The 19675-nt window shown below is 66.0% G+C and carries 13 protein-coding genes; 9 read left to right on the forward strand and 4 right to left on the reverse strand.

Annotation, left to right across the window (positions count from 1 at the left end; translation table 11 throughout):
• The first annotated feature begins 64 nt into the window (after positions 1 to 64).
• A complete protein-coding gene (locus tag KXR83_RS20655) occupies positions 65 to 1174 on the forward strand; it encodes an ABC transporter ATP-binding protein (protein ID WP_437426430.1) in 1110 nt (369 codons plus the stop codon).
• A complete protein-coding gene (locus KXR83_RS20660) occupies positions 1174 to 1923 on the forward strand; it encodes an ABC transporter permease (RefSeq protein WP_437426431.1) in 750 nt (249 codons plus the stop codon). The genes KXR83_RS20655 and KXR83_RS20660 overlap by 1 nt, the downstream gene beginning before the upstream one ends.
• A 21-nt stretch (positions 1924 to 1944) precedes the next feature.
• Here the strand turns inward: KXR83_RS20660 and thiD are convergent, their stop codons facing one another.
• From thiD to KXR83_RS20675, 3 genes are all read right to left on the reverse strand, one after another.
• Positions 1945 to 2799 (reverse strand): bifunctional hydroxymethylpyrimidine kinase/phosphomethylpyrimidine kinase, encoded by an 855-nt coding sequence (gene thiD, locus KXR83_RS20665; RefSeq protein ID WP_437426432.1) that lies wholly within the window; start codon positions 2797 to 2799, stop codon positions 1945 to 1947.
• Complete coding sequence (thiC, locus tag KXR83_RS20670) at positions 2796 to 4484, reverse strand: phosphomethylpyrimidine synthase ThiC (RefSeq protein ID WP_437426433.1); 1689 nt, start codon at positions 4482 to 4484, stop codon at positions 2796 to 2798. The genes thiD and thiC overlap by 4 nt, the downstream gene beginning before the upstream one ends.
• Positions 4485 to 4612: 128 nt before the next feature.
• Positions 4613 to 6235, reverse strand: a complete 1623-nt coding sequence (locus KXR83_RS20675; RefSeq protein ID WP_437426434.1) for a (2,3-dihydroxybenzoyl)adenylate synthase — start codon at positions 6233 to 6235, stop codon at positions 4613 to 4615.
• A 312-nt stretch (positions 6236 to 6547) separates the two neighbouring features.
• On the opposite strand from KXR83_RS20675, the gene KXR83_RS20680 reads away from it, so the two are divergent.
• From KXR83_RS20680 to KXR83_RS20690, 3 genes are read left to right on the forward strand one after another with little or no spacing between them, the layout of a single operon-like run.
• Positions 6548 to 7822, forward strand: coding sequence for a salicylate synthase (locus tag KXR83_RS20680; RefSeq protein WP_437426605.1), 1275 nt, complete (start codon positions 6548 to 6550; stop codon positions 7820 to 7822).
• Between the two features lie 8 nt (positions 7823 to 7830).
• Positions 7831 to 11367: an amino acid adenylation domain-containing protein gene (locus tag KXR83_RS20685; protein ID WP_437426435.1), complete on the forward strand. Its 3537-nt coding sequence runs from the start codon at positions 7831 to 7833 to the stop codon at positions 11365 to 11367.
• Positions 11364 to 12677 (forward strand): SidA/IucD/PvdA family monooxygenase, encoded by a 1314-nt coding sequence (locus KXR83_RS20690; protein WP_437426436.1) that lies wholly within the window; start codon positions 11364 to 11366, stop codon positions 12675 to 12677. The genes KXR83_RS20685 and KXR83_RS20690 overlap by 4 nt, the downstream gene beginning before the upstream one ends.
• 27 nt (positions 12678 to 12704) lie before the next feature.
• Here KXR83_RS20690 and KXR83_RS20695 read toward each other — a convergent pair whose 3' ends face one another.
• Positions 12705 to 13331, reverse strand: coding sequence for a GNAT family N-acetyltransferase (locus tag KXR83_RS20695; protein ID WP_437426437.1), 627 nt, complete (start codon positions 13329 to 13331; stop codon positions 12705 to 12707).
• A gap of 166 nt (positions 13332 to 13497) precedes the next feature.
• Between KXR83_RS20695 and KXR83_RS20700 the strand changes: the two genes are divergently transcribed.
• The 4 genes from KXR83_RS20700 to KXR83_RS20715 all read left to right on the forward strand — a co-directional run bounded on the left by KXR83_RS20700 (position 13498) and on the right by KXR83_RS20715 (position 19644).
• A complete protein-coding gene (locus tag KXR83_RS20700) occupies positions 13498 to 14268 on the forward strand; it encodes a thioesterase II family protein (protein WP_437426438.1) in 771 nt (256 codons plus the stop codon).
• Positions 14269 to 14280: 12 nt separating this feature from the next.
• Positions 14281 to 15615 (forward strand): polyketide synthase, encoded by a 1335-nt coding sequence (locus tag KXR83_RS20705; RefSeq protein WP_437426439.1) that lies wholly within the window; start codon positions 14281 to 14283, stop codon positions 15613 to 15615.
• Positions 15608 to 18805, forward strand: a complete 3198-nt coding sequence (nbtC, locus tag KXR83_RS20710) for a nocobactin polyketide synthase NbtC (RefSeq protein WP_437426440.1) — start codon at positions 15608 to 15610, stop codon at positions 18803 to 18805. The genes KXR83_RS20705 and nbtC overlap by 8 nt, the downstream gene beginning before the upstream one ends.
• A 113-nt stretch (positions 18806 to 18918) precedes the next feature.
• On the forward strand, positions 18919 to 19644 hold the full coding sequence (locus KXR83_RS20715) for a hypothetical protein (RefSeq protein WP_437426441.1): 726 nt from the start codon (positions 18919 to 18921) through the stop codon (positions 19642 to 19644).
• Positions 19645 to 19675: the final 31 nt, after the last annotated feature.

A 19675-nucleotide genomic window follows, 5' to 3' on the forward strand; every position in this document is an offset into this window, starting at 1 on the left:
CACCGGTGAAGATCAGTCACAAGGATGAGGTGGGCGGCGGTGCTGCTCTGGCACACTGAGGGCCATGATCAGAGTTCAGGGCCTGACGAAGGTCTATGGCAAGAACCAGGTGGTCAGCAACCTCACGTTTGACGTGAAACCAGGTGTGGTGACCGGTTTTCTGGGTCCCAACGGTGCAGGCAAATCCACCACCATGCGGATGATCCTGGGACTGGACCGTCCCACGTCGGGTACCGCGACCATCAACGGGTTGCCGTACCGCGAGCTCAAGAGGCCGCTGACGCAGGTGGGCGCCCTGCTCGACGCCAAGTGGGTACATCCGAACCGCACCGCCCGTAGCCACCTGCGCTGGATGGCGGCGTCCAACGGGATCCCGAACCACCGCGTCGACCAGGTGCTGGCCGATGTCGGACTCACCGAGGTGGCGGGCAAGAAAGCCGGAGGCTTCTCGCTCGGTATGTCACAGCGTCTCGGGTTGGCGGGTGCACTGCTCGGCGACCCGGGTGTCCTGCTCTTCGACGAGCCGGTCAACGGCCTCGATCCCGAAGGTATCGTCTGGATCCGAAAGTTCATGCGGGCTCTGGCCGACCAGGGTCGCACCGTGTTGGTGTCGAGTCACCTGCTCACCGAGATGTCGCTCACCGCAGAGCATCTGGTGGTGATCGGCCGCGGTCAGCTGATCGCCGATGCGTCGGTCAAGGACTTCACCAGCAGCGCGCAGGTGACCGTCCGTGTGCGCAGTCCCAAGCTCGGCGAACTGCAGTCCGCGCTCGCCGCGGCCGGACTCCGTTCGGTGCCGGTGGCCGATGACGGGGCAGGCCCGTCGTTGCGCCTGGAGAACGTCACCACCGACCAGGTCGGCGACATCGCTGCGGCCAACGGCATCGGCCTGCACGAGCTCTCGGGCAAGACGGCTTCACTCGAAGAAGTGTTCATGTCGATGACCGCGGGCGCTGTCGAGTATCACGGCAACGACGCGATGGCCTTTCCTGGACAACAACAGTCGGTGGCCTCCTATCCCGCTCAGCAAGGTCAATTCGCCCCACCGCCGCCGGGGTGGGGTCCGCAACCAGGTGGGCAACCGCCTGCGGGCCAACCGGGTTACGCCCAACCGGGTCAGACGCAATCAGGTTGGGACGAATCGGGTCAGAATCAATTCGGGGGTAAAGCCTGATGCTCACCAACGCCGTAGCGGCAGAGCGCATCAAACTCGTCACCACCAAGTCGCCGTACTGGTGTGTCGGCATCGTCATCGTTCTCGGACTGGGACTGGCAATCCTCCTGGGGTGGGCCACCAATGCCGACAACACCTCGGACAGCGAGGTCAACGTTTCCGACTTCGTTGTCGGTACCACCGGATTCGGTGTCACGGTCCTCATGATCATGGCCGTGCTGGCGGTCACCAGTGAGTTCCGTTTCGGCACCATCCGGACGTCGTTCCAGGCGGTTCCGCAGCGTTACAACGTCCTGCTGGCGAAGGCGGCCGTATACGGCGGGCTGGCTGCGGCAGTCACGTTTGTGCTCACCCTGATCTCGGTTCCGATCGGCAAGGCGATGTCGGGTTCCGACGTCGACCTGCTCGGTTCCCACGCCATCCGGCTGTATTGGGGCGTTCCGCTGTACGCATTCCTGGCGGTCCTGATCGGTTTGGGTATCGGTGCACTGATCCGCCAGACGGCCGGTGCGATCGTTGTCCTACTGGTCTGGAGCCTGGTGCTCGAGAACGTGCTGTCGGCGATCCCGAAGGTCCAGGACGTTGCCGGACCCCTCATGCCGTTCCTGAACGCCAACCACTTCATCGATGGCCGGGAACTCGGATTCGATTGGTACTGGAACGAATACGGGTCGCTGTTCTACTTCATCGTGATCACCGCATTGGTCTTCGGTGCGGCGATCTACGTGACCGACCGCCGCGACGCCTGACCAGACGACGCCGAGGTCTCGTTAAACTTCGAGCCGCCAGAGCGGGTTGACCGGTCCGTGGCCTGCCCCCAAGGGGTAGGCCACGGACAGCGACTTGGTCACCCATGACTTCGCGAAACGGACGGCATCGGGTACCGAATAGCCGTGCGCCAGTGCGCAGGTGATGGCCGCCGCCAACGTGTCTCCGGCCCCGTGGTCGTGGCCGGTGTCGATTCTCGGAGCGGTGAGTTCGATGAAGTCCGTGCCGTCGAAGAGCAGATCCGGACTGTTCGGGTCCGCCCGCAGATGACCGCCTTTGACCAGGGCCCACTGGGTACCCAGCGAATGTAGCGCGCGGGCGGCCTTCTCCTGGGAGACCCGGTCGGTGACGTCGATTCCGGTGATGAGCCGCACCTCGTCCAGATTGGGCGTGATCAGCGTGGCGATCGGGATCAGTTTGCCGCGAAGCGAATCCATCGCCTCATCGGCCAGGAGCTGGTCACCGTGCATGGACGCGCAGACCGGGTCGACCACCAGGGGGATGGCCCGTCCGTGGCCCAGATCCAGCTCATCGGCCGCGCCCACCACCGCATCGATGATCTCGCCCGAAGCGAGCATGCCGGTCTTGGCCGCCCCTATCCCGATGTCGGTGATCACCGACCGCATCTGGTCGGCCACGACAGTTGGCGGAATCGGATGGAAACCGCTGACGCCCAGCGAATTCTGAACCGTCACAGCGGCGACGGCCACCGTGGCATGGACTCCGCACAGGGCCATCGTCCGCAGGTCGGCGTTGATGCCTGCGCCACCACCGGAGTCGGTGCCGGCGATGGTCATCACTCGAACGGGTGTCTGCCCCAGCGGTACCCGGGGTAGGAGCTGCACGGCGTCGGTCATGGTGTCGAAAGTACGGGACCCACACCGGTTGCGGGTGCCGAGCCGGCCTCGGTGAGCGGCAGGTACACGGCCGCACCTTTATCCATGAACTCGGCCGATTTGGCCGCCATGTCCGCTGCCAGCTTGCGGTCGATGTCGTCCTGGGTCACCAGGTTGTGCTCTTCGGCGTATGCGCGGACATCCGCGGAGATCCGCATCGAGCAGAACTTCGGGCCGCACATCGAACAGAAGTGGGCCGTCTTGGCAGGCTCGGCGGGCATCGTCTCGTCGTGGTATTCGACGGCAGTGTCGGGGTCGAGGGCGAGGTTGAACTGGTCGTTCCAGCGGAACTCGAATCGTGCCCGAGACAGAGCGTCGTCTCGTTCCTGCGCGCGCGGGTGAGCCTTTGCCAGATCGGCTGCGTGCGCGGCGATCTTGTAGGTGATCACACCGACCTTCACATCGTCGCGATTGGGAAGTCCCAGATGCTCTTTCGGGGTCACGTAGCAGAGCATCGCGGTACCTGCCTGCGCGATCATCGCCGCGCCGATCGCCGACGTGATGTGGTCGTATGCCGGGGCGATGTCGGTGGCGAGTGGGCCCAGCGTGTAGAACGGCGCCTCCTCGCACAACTCTTCCTCGAGGCGGACGTTCTCGACGATCTTGTGCATGGGGATGTGTCCGGGACCCTCGATCATCACCTGCACGCCATGTGATTTCGCGATCTTGGTGAGTTCACCCAGCGTGCGCAGTTCGGCGAACTGAGCGGCATCGTTGGCGTCGGCGATCGAGCCCGGTCGCAGACCGTCTCCCAGGGAGAACGTGATGTCGTAGCGGGCGAAGATCTCGCACAGCTCTTCGAAGTGGGTGTAGAGGAACGACTCCTCATGATGGGCCAGACACCAGGCAGCCATGATGGACCCGCCGCGCGACACGATGCCGGTGACCCGGTTCGCGGCGAGCGGCACGTACCGCAGCAACACGCCTGCGTGAACTGTCATGTAGTCCACGCCCTGCTCGGCCTGCTCGATCACGGTGTCGCGGTAGGCTTCCCACGTCAACTTGACCGGATCGCCGTTCACCTTCTCGAGCGCCTGGTAGATCGGCACGGTGCCCACCGGAACCGGCGAGTTGCGCATGATCCACTCGCGGGTGGCATGGATGTCCTTGCCGGTGGACAGGTCCATGATGGTGTCGGCACCCCAACGGGTGGCCCAGACCATCTTCTCCACCTCTTCGGCGATCGACGAGCTGACCGCCGAGTTGCCGATGTTCGCGTTGACCTTGACGGTGAATGCCTTGCCGATGATCATCGGCTCGCACTCCGGGTGGCGATGGTTGGCCGGGATGACGGCTCGGCCGATCGCCACCTCGGACCGCACGAACTCCGGGTCCATCTGCTCACGGGCGGCGATGAAGCGCATCTCGTCGGTGATCAAACCGGCTCTTGCCCAAGCAAGTTGGGTGCTCGCGCCATCCACCGGCCCGGGCCGGTTCCAGTTGTCGCGGATCTTGGGCAGGCCGACCTCCAGATCGAACTCGGGGTTGTGCTCGGTGTACGGGCCTGAGGTGTCGTACAGGTCGAGGTGTTCACCGTTCGACAGGTGTACCCGACGGCCGGGAACACGCAGATGATCGATCTGCTGATAGGTCTTCGAGCTTCCGCGGATCGGGCCCGTGGTCACAGAATTTACGGCGTCAACCATTTTTTCTCCCTACGCCGGCATTACCCGGTCAGGTTCATCCGGTCGACGGCCGCCTGCCGTCATCTCAGCCCTCGGATCGCGAGAGCCCCCGTGCTTTTCTATTGTCCAAGGGCAGCTTACGCCGCTCGTCAAGTCAACTGCAGCAGCAATGCGCGTTTGTCGATCTTCCCGACGGCGGTCACGGGCAGACCGGCGACCACCTCGAGCTGGTCGGGTTGCTTGAACGTCGCGAGCCCACGGTCGGCGAGGAACTGCCGGATGGTCGGGAGGTCAGGCGCCGGGCCGTCGGCGACGATGACGGCGCAGATGCGTTCGCCCAGCGAGTCGTCGGGCACCCCGACAACCGCTGCCTGTCGAATGTTGTTGTGGGCCACAAGGTTCTCTTCCACATCGTCGGCCGCCACGTTCTCGCCGCCGCGGACGATGGTGTCCTTGATGCGACCGGTGACGATGAGATGGCCCGAGGCCGATCGCCGCACACGATCACCGCTGCAGTAGAAGCCGTCGTCGGTGAACGACAGCCGGCCCTGCTCGCCGGCGCGGTAGTAGCCGCGGATGGTGTACGGACCGCGTACCAGTAGTTCCCCTTCCGTGCCGTCGGGCACGTCGTCACCGTTCTCGTCGACCACCCGCACCTCGTCGTGGTCGCTCATCGGGCGGCCCTGGGTGCGGGTGACCGTCTGTTCGTCGTCGGTGGACCGGGTGTAACAGATCAGCCCCTCGGCCATCCCGAACACCTGCTGCACCGCGCCGCCGAACGCCGCGTTTGCCGCGATGGCGTCGGATTCGGCGAGCTTGGCTCCGCCCACCTGCAGCAGCCGCAGTGACGAGACGTCGGCGGGTTCCCATTCGGTTGCGGCGGTCCAGACCTGGGCCAAGGCGGGTACGAGTGCCACCGCGGTGACCCGGTACTTCTCGATCAGGTCGAAGGTGTGGTCGGGAGAGGGGTTGTCGGTGAACACCGCGTGCCCACCGACGGAGATGATGCCGAGCAACCCTGGGCAGGCAAGCGGGAAGTTGTGCGCGGCGGGAAGCGCCACGAGGTAGGTGTCGGAGGAGGTCCACCCGGCCACCTCGGCGCTGCGTTCGGCGTTGTACCGGTAGTCGTTGTGGGTGCGTGGGATGAGCTTGGGCAGACCTGTGGTGCCACCGGACACCAGGAAGAGCGCGGGGCCGTCGGGATCGGGGGTGGGGACGGCGTCGAGGCGGATCGGGTCGCCCTGTGGCGGGGCCGCCTCGGAACCCCGGTCACCGTCGACGAAGACCGCGCGGACGGTGTTGACGCGCCCGCGCAGCTGTCGGGCCAGGTCGCGGTAGTCGTACCCGCCTGCGTGGCCGTGGCAGACGTAGGCAATCGCCCCGGCGGTCTGAGCCAGGTGGTCGATCTCGTTGATGCGGTGGGCGGGCAGAGTCATCACGGGGGCAACACCCGCCCGCAGAAGGCCGAAGAAGTTCACCGCAAAGTCCACCGAGTTCTGGTTCTGCAGCACCACGCGTTCGCCGGGGCGCAGCCCCGCCTCGACGAACCCGGCCGCACGCCGGGCCGACGACTCCGCGAGGTCGCGATAGCTCAGCGTGCGGGTGATGTCGGAGACGGCTGGCGCATCCGGTGTGGCATCGGCCTGATCCCACAACACCCGCCAGAGGGGTGTCTCTCGCCACAGACCCAGTTCCCGGTACCGCGCCGCGGCCGCCGGGGGGTGGGGTGTGAAACCGCTCGTGAGGTCGCTGCCGTCGTGCATCACAGACATGGTGGTGATCGTAGACTTGGCCCAGATCAGTTGGTTAGGCTAGCCTCAAGCGCGAGAGTTAGCCCATCCTAAGTCCGCGGTTGCTGGGATCATGGGGGCACGGACGAACTTTCGATCGACAAGACGCCTGACAAGTCCGTGGGCCATTGGGGTCCACACGTGGTGCGGGTGAGTAGAGGATGCCATGAGCAGCAGAGCATTTGCCGGGGCGATCGCGTGACCGCGACCATCGACACCAACAGTGACAACAAGGGCGGCGACAACGGCGGCGATGAGTCCGGGGCGCTCCTCGGGGGCCTCGGTGCCGCACAGATCTGTGCGGCATGGGCGCAGGCGGATGTCGCCGACGACTACGTCGTGTACGAACGCGAGAATCGCTGGGTCTTCGCCGGGGGACAGCGGGCCAGCGTGGTGCTCACCACCGACGAGGTGGTCACGACGATCGGGACCGAGTCGACGTCACAAGCCTGGTCGGGCCTACCTGCCGGCGCGATCTCCGCAGCGCTCGCCGGGCTGCCCTTCCCACACTGGCGTGTCTACGGATGGATCGCGTTCGACTTCTGCGCGCCGGGTCTCGGTGCCGGCGATCACCTCACCGCAGGCAGCGTGCTCGCCCACCTCGTGGTGCCCGAGTTCGAGGCATGGGTGGAACCCGACGGCATCCGGGTGGAGGGTGGCGGCGGCGAACTCGCCGAGAAACTGCGCGAGATGGCGGCCCGTGCGCCGCATTCTCACCCGGTCTCGCCCAGTCCCTTGCCGGTCGACGACGACCCGTCGGACTACCGGGGTCGCGTGGCGAAGGCGGTGGCGGAAATCCATCGCGGTGACTACGAGAAGGTGATCATCTCGCGAGGGGTCGATGTCCCCTTCGACGTCGACATCGCCGCCACCTACAGCGAAGGCCGGAAGAAGAACAACCCCGCTCGTTCGTTCCTGCTTCGGCTCGGTGGTCTCGAAGCCGCGGGTTTCAGCCCGGAGCTCGTCGGATCGGTTGATGCCAATCGCCGGATCGTCACCGAACCACTGGCGGGCACACGCGCATTCGGCCGATCGGCCGAACTCGACGCAGCCGCTCGTGCCGAGCTGGTGTCGGACTCGAAAGAAATTGTGGAGCACGCAGTTTCGGTCCGTACCTCGTTCACCGAGGTGCAGTCGGTGGCGCTGCCCGGCACCACTGCGGTGACCGAGTTCATGGTGGTCCGCGAACGGGGCAGTGTTCAGCACCTCGCTTCCACCGTGCAGGGAACGCTGGCGCCCGAGTTCGGACCCTGGGACGCGCTCGAGGTCCTCTTTCCGTCGGTCACCGCCTCTGGTATCCCGAAACCTGCTGCGGTGGATGCGATCTACCGCCTGGAGGACACCAGGCGCGGACTGTACTCCGGAGCGGTGCTGACCGCCTCGTCCGAGGGCGAGCTCGAGGCCGCACTGGCTCTGCGTACGGTCTTCCGGGAAGGTGGCCGCTCCTGGGTGCGCGCCGGTGCCGGCATCGTCGGCCAGTCGTCTCCTGAGCGGGAATTCACCGAGACGTGTGAGAAGTTGGGGAGTATCGCGCCCTATCTCGTCGAACGCACATCCGACGACCGCTGAGACGTGTGATGAATGACCGTACCGAGCCCACGGACAAGGTCGGCCTCGATGAGATCCGCCGGCAGATCGCCGAGCAACTCGGGTGCTCTCCCGACACCATCGACGACGACGCCGACCTGATCGGACTGGGTCTCGACTCGATCCGGATGATGAAGATCGCCGGTGGCTGGCGCAAACGGGGCCACAACGTGAACTTCGCGCAGCTGGCCGAGGCCCCATCGGTGGCCGCCTGGGCGAACCTCATCGGTGGGCACCCGGAATCGGTGCGGTCACAAGCCGACGAGGTGTCGATTCCTCGGTCAACGCAAGAACATTCGCCATCCTCGGACGCCCCGCACGAGGTGCTCGCCGAGTCGGGGCCCTTCCCGCTGGCGCCGATGCAGCATGCCTACTGGATCGGCCGCTCCGAAGGTCAGGACCTCGGCGGTGTCGCGGCCCACCTCTACGTCGAGTTCGACGGAGCCGATGTGGACCCGTCACGGCTCCGAGAAGCCGTTGCACATCTGGTCGCGGCGCATCCGATGCTTCGGGTACAGATCCTGTCCGACGGTACGCAGCGCGTGTTGGCCGAACCCGGCCGCGAGGTGTTCGGCGTCGTGGATCTCAGATCGGCCGGCGATGCGCAGGTCGAGCAAACCCTGAACGAGCTGCGGCAGAACAAGTCTCACCAGATGTTGCCGATCGAAGAAGGTCAGGTCCTCGACATCACCCTGACCCTGTTGCCGGACGGCAGGACGCGACTTCACGTCGATGTCGACATGATCGCCGGTGACGCGATGAGCTACCGGACGATGCTGGCCGACCTGGCCGCGGCCTATCACGGCCGTTCACTACCTGCCGCCGAGTTCACCTACCGGGACTACCTCGCCTGGCGCGGCGAACATCCGGACGTCAATCGTGATCGCGATCAGCAGTGGTGGGCCAATCGGCTCGACGAATTACCCTCGGCTCCAGCGCTTCCGCTGGTGCCGCGGTCGCAGCGAACCGACGAACACCGCGTGGAGCGTCACCACCACTGGATCGATGCGGCGGCCAAGGAGACCCTCATCGCGGCAGCGCATCAGCGTGGCGTGACGGTGGCCATGGCTTTGGCGTCGGTGTTCGCCGAGTCGATCGCGCGATGGTCGAGTGCGCCCCGATTCCTGCTGAATCTTCCCCTGTTCCAGCGCGAGGCCGTACATCCCGACACCGATCGGATGATCGGCGACTTCACCACCTCGGTCCTGCTCGACGTCGACGCCTCAGCCCACTCATCCATTCTCGACCGCGCCCGCGCATTGCAGAAAGTGATGCACGCGAACGGCTCTCATGCCTCGTACAGCGGACTCGAGGTACTGCGTGACCTCGGTCGCCATCGCGGAGAACAGGTGCTCGCGCCGGTGGTGTACACCAGCGCACTCAATCTCGGTGAGCTGTTCGACGACGACGTGGTCCACACCTTCGGCGATCCCGAATGGATCGTCTCGCAGGGCCCGCAGGTCCTGCTCGATGCGCAGGTCACCGAGGTGCGGGGTGGGCTGCTGCTGAACTGGGACGTGCGTGAATCGGCCTTCTCCCCAGGGGTCATCGACGCGATGTTCAACCAGTACCGTGTGGCGGTCGACAGGCTCACCCTCTCGAAGGCGGCCTGGGAGGCCGACACCACCCCGCAGCTTCCCCTCGATCAGCGTGCGGTGCGCGACCGGGTCAACGCGACCGACTTCCCGACCAGCGGACAGGTGCTGCACGAGGGCTTCTTCTCGTGGGCGGCGAGGACTCCGGAGGCTGCAGCCATCCGGTTCGGTACCGAGGGCCTGTTGACCTATCGTGAGGTCGGCGCAGCAGCTCTCGCTGTCGCGGGGGCGCTGCACCAGGCGGGTGTGAAGCCGGGCCAGGCTGTCGCGGTACAGCTTCCGAAAGGCCCCGAACAGATCATCGCCACCCTGGGAATCCTCGCGGCAGGTGCCTCGTACGTACCGGTGGGTCACGATCAACCCGCGGCGCGGCGAGCGCACATCCTTGCGGCCGGACAGGTTGTCGCCTGGGTGGGTGCCACTGCCGATCCGCACCTGCCGACCGGCCTCACGGCTCTCACCTACACCGACGCCGCACAGTGTCCCGCCCCTCTTGCAGAGGCAGTGATCCCGGACCGCGAGTCCGTCGCGTACGTGTTGTTCACATCCGGGTCCACCGGGATCCCCAAAGGGGTCGAGGTGCCGCACCGCGCGGTGATGAACACCATCGACGACCTGCATCACCGCTTCGGCGTGACTGCCGCCGACAGTGCCCTGCTGGTCTCCAACCTCGAGTTCGATCTGTCGATCTACGACATCTTCGGACTGTGGGGAGTCGGCGGCACAGTTGTCACGATGACCGACGCCGAGCGCACCGATCCCGACGTCTGGAAAGCACTGATCGAGCGTCATTCGATCACGCTGCTCGCATGCGTACCCAGCCTGCTCGACATGCTGCTCAACGCCACACCCACCGGCAGCACCGCGCTCGCGTCGGTGCGCGCGGTGTTCCTCGGTGGTGACTGGGTCGGCGTCGACCTTCCCCGCCGCATGGCGGCGCTGGCACCGGGCGTACGGGTGGCCGGTCTCGGTGGCACCACCGAGACGGCCATCCACGCCACGATCTGCGAGACGGTGGACCCGCCTGATCATTGGGCCGCAGTGCCGTACGGAACACCGCTGAACAACGTGCAGTGCCGGGTTGTCGACGCCACGGGCAACGACTGCCCGGACTGGGTGGCCGGTGAACTGTGGATCGGTGGAGCCGGGGTCGCGCACGGATACCGCGGCGACCCCGAACGCACCGCCGACCGCTTCGTGCGCCACCACGGTCAGAGCTGGTATCGCACCGGCGATCTGGCCCGCTATTGGCCAGACGGCTGCCTGGAGTTCCTCGGGCGTGCTGACCATCAGGTGAAGATCCGCGGCTACCGAGTGGAACTGGGTGAGGTCGAGGGCGCGCTCCGGTTGTTGCCAGGGGTGCACCGTGCGGTGGCGTCGGTGCTCACGGGCGCAGCTCCCACGTTGGTGGCCGCGGTGTCGCCGGAGCTCGGTGCCTCGCTCGATCGTGACGCCGTGCTGGACGGTCTTCGGGAGTTGCTGCCCGGGTACATGATCCCCGTACAGTTGCTCATCCTGGAAACGATGCCGATCACCGGCGTCGGGAAGCTCGATCGCCGTGCCGTGCACACGATGTTCGACATCGAGGACACCAACTCGGAGTTCGAGCCGGCTCGGTCCGCACTCGAGCGGGCGCTCGCCAACATCGTAGGCGAGCTGATCGGGGCCGACCGGGTCGGGCGAGACGACGACTTCTTCGCTCTCGGTGGGGACTCGGTGCTCGCAACCACGCTGGTCGCCCGGATCCGTGAGTGGCTTGATGCTCCGAATGCGGTTGTCGGCGATGTGTTCTCGGGACGATCGGTTGCGTCGATCGCCGAGCGACTGATGGCCTCGGACCCTGTCGTCGGCCGCCTCGAGCAGGTTGCGGACATGTACCTCGAGGTCATCGCCATGGGTGACGACGAACTCGCGGACCTGGTGACCGAATGAGCGGTGCGAACCAGCCGGCGGCGCCGGTGCAGACGCTCGTGGTCATCGGTGCCGGACCGAAAGCGCTTGCTGTCGCGGCCAAGGCGACGGTGATGCGGGAGCTCGGCCTGCCGGCGCCGCGCGTCTTGGCGGTGGAATCGCATGCCGTCGGCGCCAATTGGCAAGCCGGGGGTGGGTGGACCGACGGTCGGCATCGACTGGGCACGAGCCCGGAAAAGGACATCGGATTCCCATACCGTTCCAATATCGCTCGCGGGCACAACCACGAGATCAACACGCGGATGATGGCATACAGCTGGACGTCGTATCTCATCGATCGCGGCACCTACTCGGAATGGATCGATCGGGGCAGACCGGCACCTCCGCACAGCACATGGGCTAAATACCTGCAGTGGGTGGCGAGCAAGATCGACCTGGAGGTGGTGCTCGGGACGGCGCGCAAGATCTCGGCCGATGGTCCCGGCTGGAATGTCGAGGTGTCGGGAGTTGACGGCTCGATACAGGAGATCTCGGCCGACGCGCTGATGATCTCCGGCCCGGGCCGCAGCGATCGAGCCCTGGCCCGGCACCCACGGGTACTGAGCATCGCCGAGTTCTGGAACCTGGCCGGCCGCAGGGAGATCCCCGCATCGTCTCGGGCCGCCGTGATCGGCGGTGGCGAGACCGCCGGGTCTGCACTGGACGAACTGGTTCGGCATGACGCGATGACGATCTCCGTCATCTCGCCGATGGCCACGATCTACACCCGCGGAGAGAGCTTCTTCGAGAACGCGTTGTTCAGCGACCCGTCGAAGTGGGCGGCGCTCAGCACTGCCGAGAGACGCGACGTGATCCGCCGCACCGACCGCGGTGTGTTCTCGGTTCGCGTGCAGGAGAACCTGATCAGCGACGCCCGAGTCCATCACCTGCAGGGAAGAGTGGTGCGGGTGGTGGAGCAGGGGCCGTCGGTGGCGGTGACACTGCACAACGAACTGCGTTCGGACCAGGCGCACACCTTCGACCTCGTGGTGGACGCCACGGGTGGGCAGCCCCTGTGGTTCATGGAGCTGTTCGATCCGGCGACCACAGACCTCATCGAACTCGCGATCGGCTGGCCGATCGATCAAGAACGGCTGGAACTGTCCATCGGTTACGACCTCTCGGTCACCGGTCTGCTTCCCAAGCTGTATCTGCCGAATCTGGCCGGATTCGCCCAGGGCCCCGGCTTTCCGAATCTCAGTTGCCTGGGAGAGCTGTCCAATCGATTGCTGCGCGCCCCCGAGAAGGTGTCACCGGGCCGGCGGGCACAGGCGGGTTACGGGCGTAGGTGACCGACCGGCCGACTTTGGGGAGCGGGTTCAGGGCCGGCTGAGCGAGTGCAGCGCAATCCGGCGGCCGGGCCGCACGTCGAACTCGCCGAGATCGCGGTAGCCCTTCTTCGCCAGAGCCCGCCGCATGTGGGCGTTCCGATGATCGGGGTCCACAAAAATACTGTGACACAACGGATCTGCCGCCCAGATCGCCTCCGCGAGCTGCTCCATCCAGGTCGACATCACACCTCGGCCGAGGAGGTCTGTCCGTGCAGTTGCGATGTGAAAGCCCATGTCGCGGGGCGCAGCTGGATACACCTTGGCGTTCTCGTCGCGGGCCGGGCGGTACAGCTCCACGTACGCCACCTCGGTCATCGCCTCACCGGAGACCCCGAATGCGGCGAGATCGGCACTCACGATGCACGGGCGCGAGTAGTCGCCGGCAAGGCGTGCCGCCGAGTCTGCTCGCCACTGCGCAGCCGACCACGGCTGTTCCCAGGTCTCCACCAGGTGCGGCAGCGACATCCACGCGGCGAGCATCTCCGGGTCGGAGCCGTCGGGGTCGACGAGGCGCAACGCGAACGGCGGATCGAAGTCGGGCACCACCGGCGGCGGAGCTGCCCGGACATCGTCACCGACGTCGGTGAGTTCACGTTTGAGGACATGCGAGGTCACGTCGGTCGTGCTCCGTTCAGTTCAGCCGGACGCAAGTAGGGTAGCCTAACCAAGGAGTTCCGGCCTTCGGGTACCGGGAACCGGCCTCTGGCCGCCGGAAAAGCAGCGTTTCTGGCCGCTTGGGGTGTCGGCCCATGGCCGCCCAGAATGAAGGAGCAGCACGTAGATGTCACGCGACCTCGGATGGATCCGGCAGTTCCATCAGCCCACGTCCCCGGCGAATCCCCCTCTGTTGATCTTCCCTCACGCGGGCAGCGGGGCATCGACCTACCGGGCGTTCTCCAAAGAACTCAGTGCCTCCTTCGACGTGATCGTCTTCCAATATCCGGGACGGCAGGACCGCGCACGGGAGGCACCGGCCGAGACATTGCCCGATCTGGCTGCGGGTGCCTTTGCTGAGTTCGTCGGATCGAGATGGAACCGGCAGGCAGCGATCACCGTGTTCGGCCACAGCATGGGTGCTGTCACCGCGTTCGAGTTCGTCCGTTTGGCCGAAGCCGGCGGCATCGACGTGCGATTGCTCGGGGTGTCGGCGGCGGTGGCGCCATCACAGGTTGCGGACCTGCCTCCCCACCCGACGGGAGACGAGGAATTGCTCGAGCACCTCTCGGCGCTGAACGGCACCGGTGGTGACGTGCTGGCGAGTGCGGATGTGATGCGGATGGCGTTGCCTGTCATGAAGATCGACTACCGCGCCTTCGATGCCTACTCCTGCGGCACCGAGGTGACGGTCGCGGCCCCGATCCGCGCCATGGGGGGTGCGGAGGACCCCTTCATCACCCCCGGCCAACTGCACGGCTGGGGCAGACACACCACCGGTTCGGTGGATGTGACCGTCTTCGACGGCGGGCACTTCTATCTCGACGAGAACCGTGACGATGTCGCCGAGTTGCTCGTCGCCGAACCCGCTGCAGCACAACAATCGATCCAGCGGTAGCGGAGTCCGCGAATGTCAGCCAACACGAACGATCCGATCGTCATCTCCGGGATGGCCGTGGAAGCGCCGGGAGGAATCGAGGACACGGGAACCTTCTGGGAGGCACTCGTCGCCGGGCGTGAGCTGATCTGTCCTTTTCCCAGAGACCGCGACTGGCCGATCGAGGAGCTGTTCGCTCTGCACCGGCTCGACGGCTGGAGTGCCGTCGCCGATGCCGGAGGATTCCTCGACGGCGCATCGCATTTCGACCCGGGCTTCTTCGGGATCAGTCCACGCGAAGCGATCGCGATGGACCCTCAGCAGCGGGTCGCCATGCGAGTTGCCTGGCGCGCACTCGAGGACGCCGGGATCAACCCCGGTTCGCTGGAGGATGCGGAGGTCGGTTGCTACATGGGTGTGTCGATCAGTGAGTACGGCCCGCGAGCGGCCGCTGTCAACGAGTTCAGCGGTCACCGCATCACCGGAACCGCGCTCGGCGCGGTTGCCGGCAGGATCTCACACAGTCTCGGACTCGTCGGTCCATCGATCAGCGTGGACACGGCCTGTGCTTCGTCGCTGACGGCACTGCACCTGGCTGCCGGGGCGGTCCGCGACGACGAATGTGATTGGGCGCTCGCCGGTGGCGTTTGCGTGATGGGTTCTCCCGCTGCGTTTTACGAGTTCTCCAAGAACAACGGGCTGGCATCGGACGGCCATTGCCGGTCTTATGCGGCCGATGCCACCGGAACTCTGTGGGGTGAAGGGGCCGGCGTGGTTGTCGTCGAGCGCGAATCCAGGGCGCGGGCTCTCGGACACCGAATCCACGGTCGCGTATTGGCAACACGTATCAACCACAACGGCAAGGGAATGCCTATCGTCGTGCCGAGTGCGGCGGCGCAGGTTCGCCTGATCGAGAAGACACTGGCAGCAGCGGAGGTGGACGCCGGCGACATCGGCCTGATCGAGGGACATGGCACCGGCACACCGCTCGGTGACCCGATGGAGCTGACGGCGTTGCAGAACACCTACGGGCAGGGGAGCGCCGGGACGGTGAAGCTGGGATCGGTGAAGTCGAACGCCGGCCACGCCCAGGCTGCCTCGGGGATGCTCGGTCTGATCAAGATGCTGCTCTGCGGCGGCAACGGGCACATCGCGCCGACACTGCACGCCGATCGGCCCACCACGAAGGTCGACTGGGACAGTTCGGCGCTCCGATTGGCCGACGGCCTCGAATACTGGGAGCCGAAAGATGGTGTGCGCTACGGCGCCGTGTCGTCGTTCGGGGTCTCGGGCACCAACGCGCATGCCATCGTCGCGATGCCGGACAGCGCCGTGGCCGTCGAGACAGCGGGAGCCCGCCATGCGTGATCATCGCCTGCCCGACGGCCGGACCGCGGTTCTGCTGTCTGCTGATTCGCCGGAGCTCCTGGCGGCCGAGGCCGGCGCGTTGTCGGCGTACGTGCGCGACAACCCGACGGTGACCCAGAGTGCTGTCGCGGCAATGCTGATGCGCACCCGTGTGGTTCGCAGGCATCGGGCACTCGTGATGGCCTCCGACCGGGATCGGCTCGCCGCCGGTCTGCAGGCCCTCGCAGACGGTGGCGACCATCCGGACGTGGTGCGTGGCCGCGGCCCGGCGACCAGGCGCACAACGGCTTTCGTCTTTCCGGGGCAGGGCAGTCAGTACCCCGGTATGGGGAAGATGTTCTACGATGCGTCACCGGTTTTCCGGGACGAGGTCGACCGGATGAACGACATCTTCGTCGAGTTGTACGGCATCTCCCCCAGGGACTATCTGCTTGATCAGCAGGAGCGCTCGATCGACGCGGACGGGCGTGTGCACGAAGACATCCGCGTGGTACAGCCCGCACTTCTGATGCAGATGATCGCCCTGGCGCAGATGTGGCGTTCGTTCGGCGTGGAACCGATGCTGACGGTGGGGCACAGTCAGGGTGAGATCGCCGCGGCGTACATCTCGGGAGCGATGTCGTTGACGGACGTCATCCACGTGGTGGCCACCCGGGCGAATCTGGTCGTCGAGTTCTCACCGACCGGCTATTCGATGGCGGTCGTCGCCATCGACCGAGATGAGTGCGAGGCGTTACTGGCCGAACATTCGGGGTGGGCCGAGCTGTCGGTGGTCAATTCTCCGCACATCCTGTGCATCTCAGGTGACCGTTCGACGGTGCACGACATGGTCGGAACGCTGACTGCCGCAGGGAAGTTCGCAAAGGAGATCCGGGTCGACTACCCGGCGCACACCTCCATCGTCAGCAGATTCCGAGACGAACTCGGCGAGGCGCTGGCCGACAAGCTCGAGAACTCGAGATTCACAGAGACGTCGACCCCATGCTTCGGCGGCACCCTGGGCAAGGCGATGTCGCCGTCACAATCGCTGTCGGACTACTGGTTCTGGAACCTTCGTAACCGTGTCCGGTTCGATCTCGCGGTCGGCGGCGCCGTGCGCAGTGGGGCGGACACCTTCATCGAGATCGCCGAGCACCCGACGCTGGCGCTTGCCATCCAGGAGAACATTGCGACCGCAGCGCCTGACGCGGCGGTGCCCGTGATCGGGACGTCGCGGCGCAGCGCAGAAGATCTGCGCGAGTTCACACACAATCTGGCCACCGTCGCCGTCAACGACTCCGGCTATCGGTGGGAGTCCCTCGCTGTCGCCGACGAGGAGCCCGTACCCCCGCTGCCCGATTTCCCTCACGTGCAGATGGCGCGGCGGTCGCTGTGGGCCTCGCATCTGGCGCCTGGGCAGGAACTCGAATCGGCAGTGCCTGAGAACGATTCGGCACTGGTGCCCCGTCGTATCACCGAGACGTGGACGCGGCTGGCGCGCCGCACACTGGTGCCACCGCGTTCCATCCTGCTGGTCGACCACACCGGGCGGTGTGAGCAATGGGCCGCCGACCTGTGCGCCGCAGCGCCGGCCCACGGCGCCACCGCCAGCATGTACGGATCGGAGGGACCGTCGGGGTCAGCGCAGTTCGATTCGGTGGTGATCCTGTTGCCGAGTGGTTCCGGTGACACCGTGTCCGAAGCGATCGCGGATCTCTCCGACTTCTTCGGGAACCGGGCCTGGCTGTCGGCCGCGGTCACCGACGCCGCCGAATGCTGGCTCGTGACTGCAGCCGGCGAACACGTCGTGCCAGACGACCCGGTCCCGCACCTGTTCCATGCCGCTGCCAACGCCGGATTCCGCTGTCTGGCAGCCGAGTACCCGCGCACGACGTTCCGGCACCTCGATCTGCCCGGCGACGGTGCACCGTCGGCTTCCGCAGTGATCGGCGCGCTGCACATCGCTGCCGAGCCGGAGTTGGCACTGCGCGGCGCCAAGGTCTACGCAAAACGCCTTGCCTACGTCGACTCTGTAGACGGACGCCCCGCACCCGTGCTCGCGGACGACGCACCGCTCGGGTTCGACGATCCGGCCATCGGTTCGGGTCCTGACGATCACGTGATGATCATCGGTGGAACCGGCAAGCTGGGTCTGGAGTTCTGTGAGTACTTCGCCACGCGCGGCGCAACCAGGATCACTCTTCTCAGTCGGTCAGGTGAAACCGCTTCCACCGCAGGTCGATTGCAGCACATCCGGGGTCTGGGTGGAGCGAGGGTCGACGTTGTGGCGTGTGACGTCGGCGACGAGGCATCGGTTCTGCAGTTCGTGTCCGATCACGTGACCGAGCCGGTGGACGTGGTGGTGCACGCTGCGGTGAACTATGTGGACGCCGAATCCGGTGACATCACACCCGATCTCGTTGCGGCAGCGACACGGTCGAAGGTCGTCGGGCTCATGCAGGTGCTGGCGGCGACACCGCTGGCGCCGAGATGTCGTGTTGTGCTGTGTTCATCGATCGCGGCAACCCTCGGTGGTCGCGGACAGATCCTGTACGCGGCCGGCAACCGGATGCTCGATGTGCTGGCGCGCACCCTGCGCGAACAGGGCATGCGTGCGGCATCGGTGCAGTGGGGGTTGTGGAACGTGCAGGGTCCGCTCGACACGGCCGGCGTCGATCGGGTCGAAGGGGCAGGCGTCATCCCCATGCGGCCTGCGGACGCCTTGTCTGTGGCCTTCACCGGCGCGGCGGCGGACACGATCGTCGCCGCAGCCGACTGGGCCGAGCTACACGACATCGTGTCCCTGTTCGGACATGGGCCCCTGATCGCCGGGCTGGTCCCCGAACGCCCGCCGGCTCAGTTGGCTTCTTCCGAGTTGCCGGCTACACCTTCGCCGTTGGCGGCCGGCTCGCCCACGGCGTCGGAACCGGCCGCACCCGAGAGTCCCGCTGCGCCGGCGGACGGCGCGGTTTTTGCCGAATTGGTCGTCACCGAGCTCAACCGGGTGATGGGCATCGACGGGGGTGACATCGACCGGACCGTGCCGTTGGTCGCGCTCGGGCTCGACTCGCTGCAGGCGCTCGATTTCCGTCGCCGGGTGAAATCCGAACTCGATCGGGACCTTCCGGTGGAGGCGATCCTGGGCGGCGCATCGTTCGACGAGGTGGTCAGGTTGATGGATGTGGGGTCTGAGACCGCCGTCGGCGGGTAACGGTTGTCGCACTCCTGAACGCAGGTAAGGACAGGCTTACCATTTAAGCCCGTGTCGTGGTTCAATAGCGCGTACATGTGGGGAAATCATGAAGTGAACAGAAAGCAGATGTGGTGACCGAGAAATCGAACTCGAGTGTCAACGTGCCGACAGTGTTCGTGGCTGCCGGTGTGTCGGCGGTCATCTCTGCGCTCATAGTGTCCATCGGTGTGGTGGGGGTTTTGTTCGCGGTCGACACCGACAATTCGGCGTCGAACTCCGTCGAACCCACCGTGGTGAATCTCGGGGCCGCGGCGAACCCGCAGGGAACCGTGCAGGCCGGAGCCACGGCTCAGCCGACCACCGCCGCACCCGCCGCTCCTGCGCCGACCACCGCGGCCGCTGCACCCGCACCCGCGGTCGGAGGTGGCACCACCTCGGGTGGCGGCTACGCACCGCAGGCCCCCGCGGCACCGGCGACAACCGAGGCGCCCGCAGCCGAAACGGCTGCGCCCGCGGCGTTGTCCGCAGGAGAACTGCAGAACAAACTGAAATTGGTGCTGAACGGCTCGAGTGCGCAGAAAGCCGATGAACTCGAGGCGGGCACCCGGGGCGTGCCGGTGGGTGAGGGGATCGGCAACACGCTGCGGACGTTCGAGCCCGCCGGTGTGAAATGGCGAATCGCGGGCCCGGTGACTGTCAACGGAAACACCATGTCCGCCAACCTCATCCTCTCGTCGCCGGGTTTCAACGACGCGACGATGGGCCTGACCTGGGTGTGGAAAGACAACAAGTGGAAGCTGTCCAACACCAGCGCCTGTGAGGTCGCCGGGTACGCGCAGGTTCCGTGCGCGCTGTAGCGCCGCCTGCATCTGCCGTCGGACCGTGATC

This window comes from Williamsia muralis, from assembly GCF_051487485.1.
Lineage (GTDB): Bacteria > Actinomycetota > Actinomycetes > Mycobacteriales > Mycobacteriaceae > Williamsia > Williamsia muralis_B.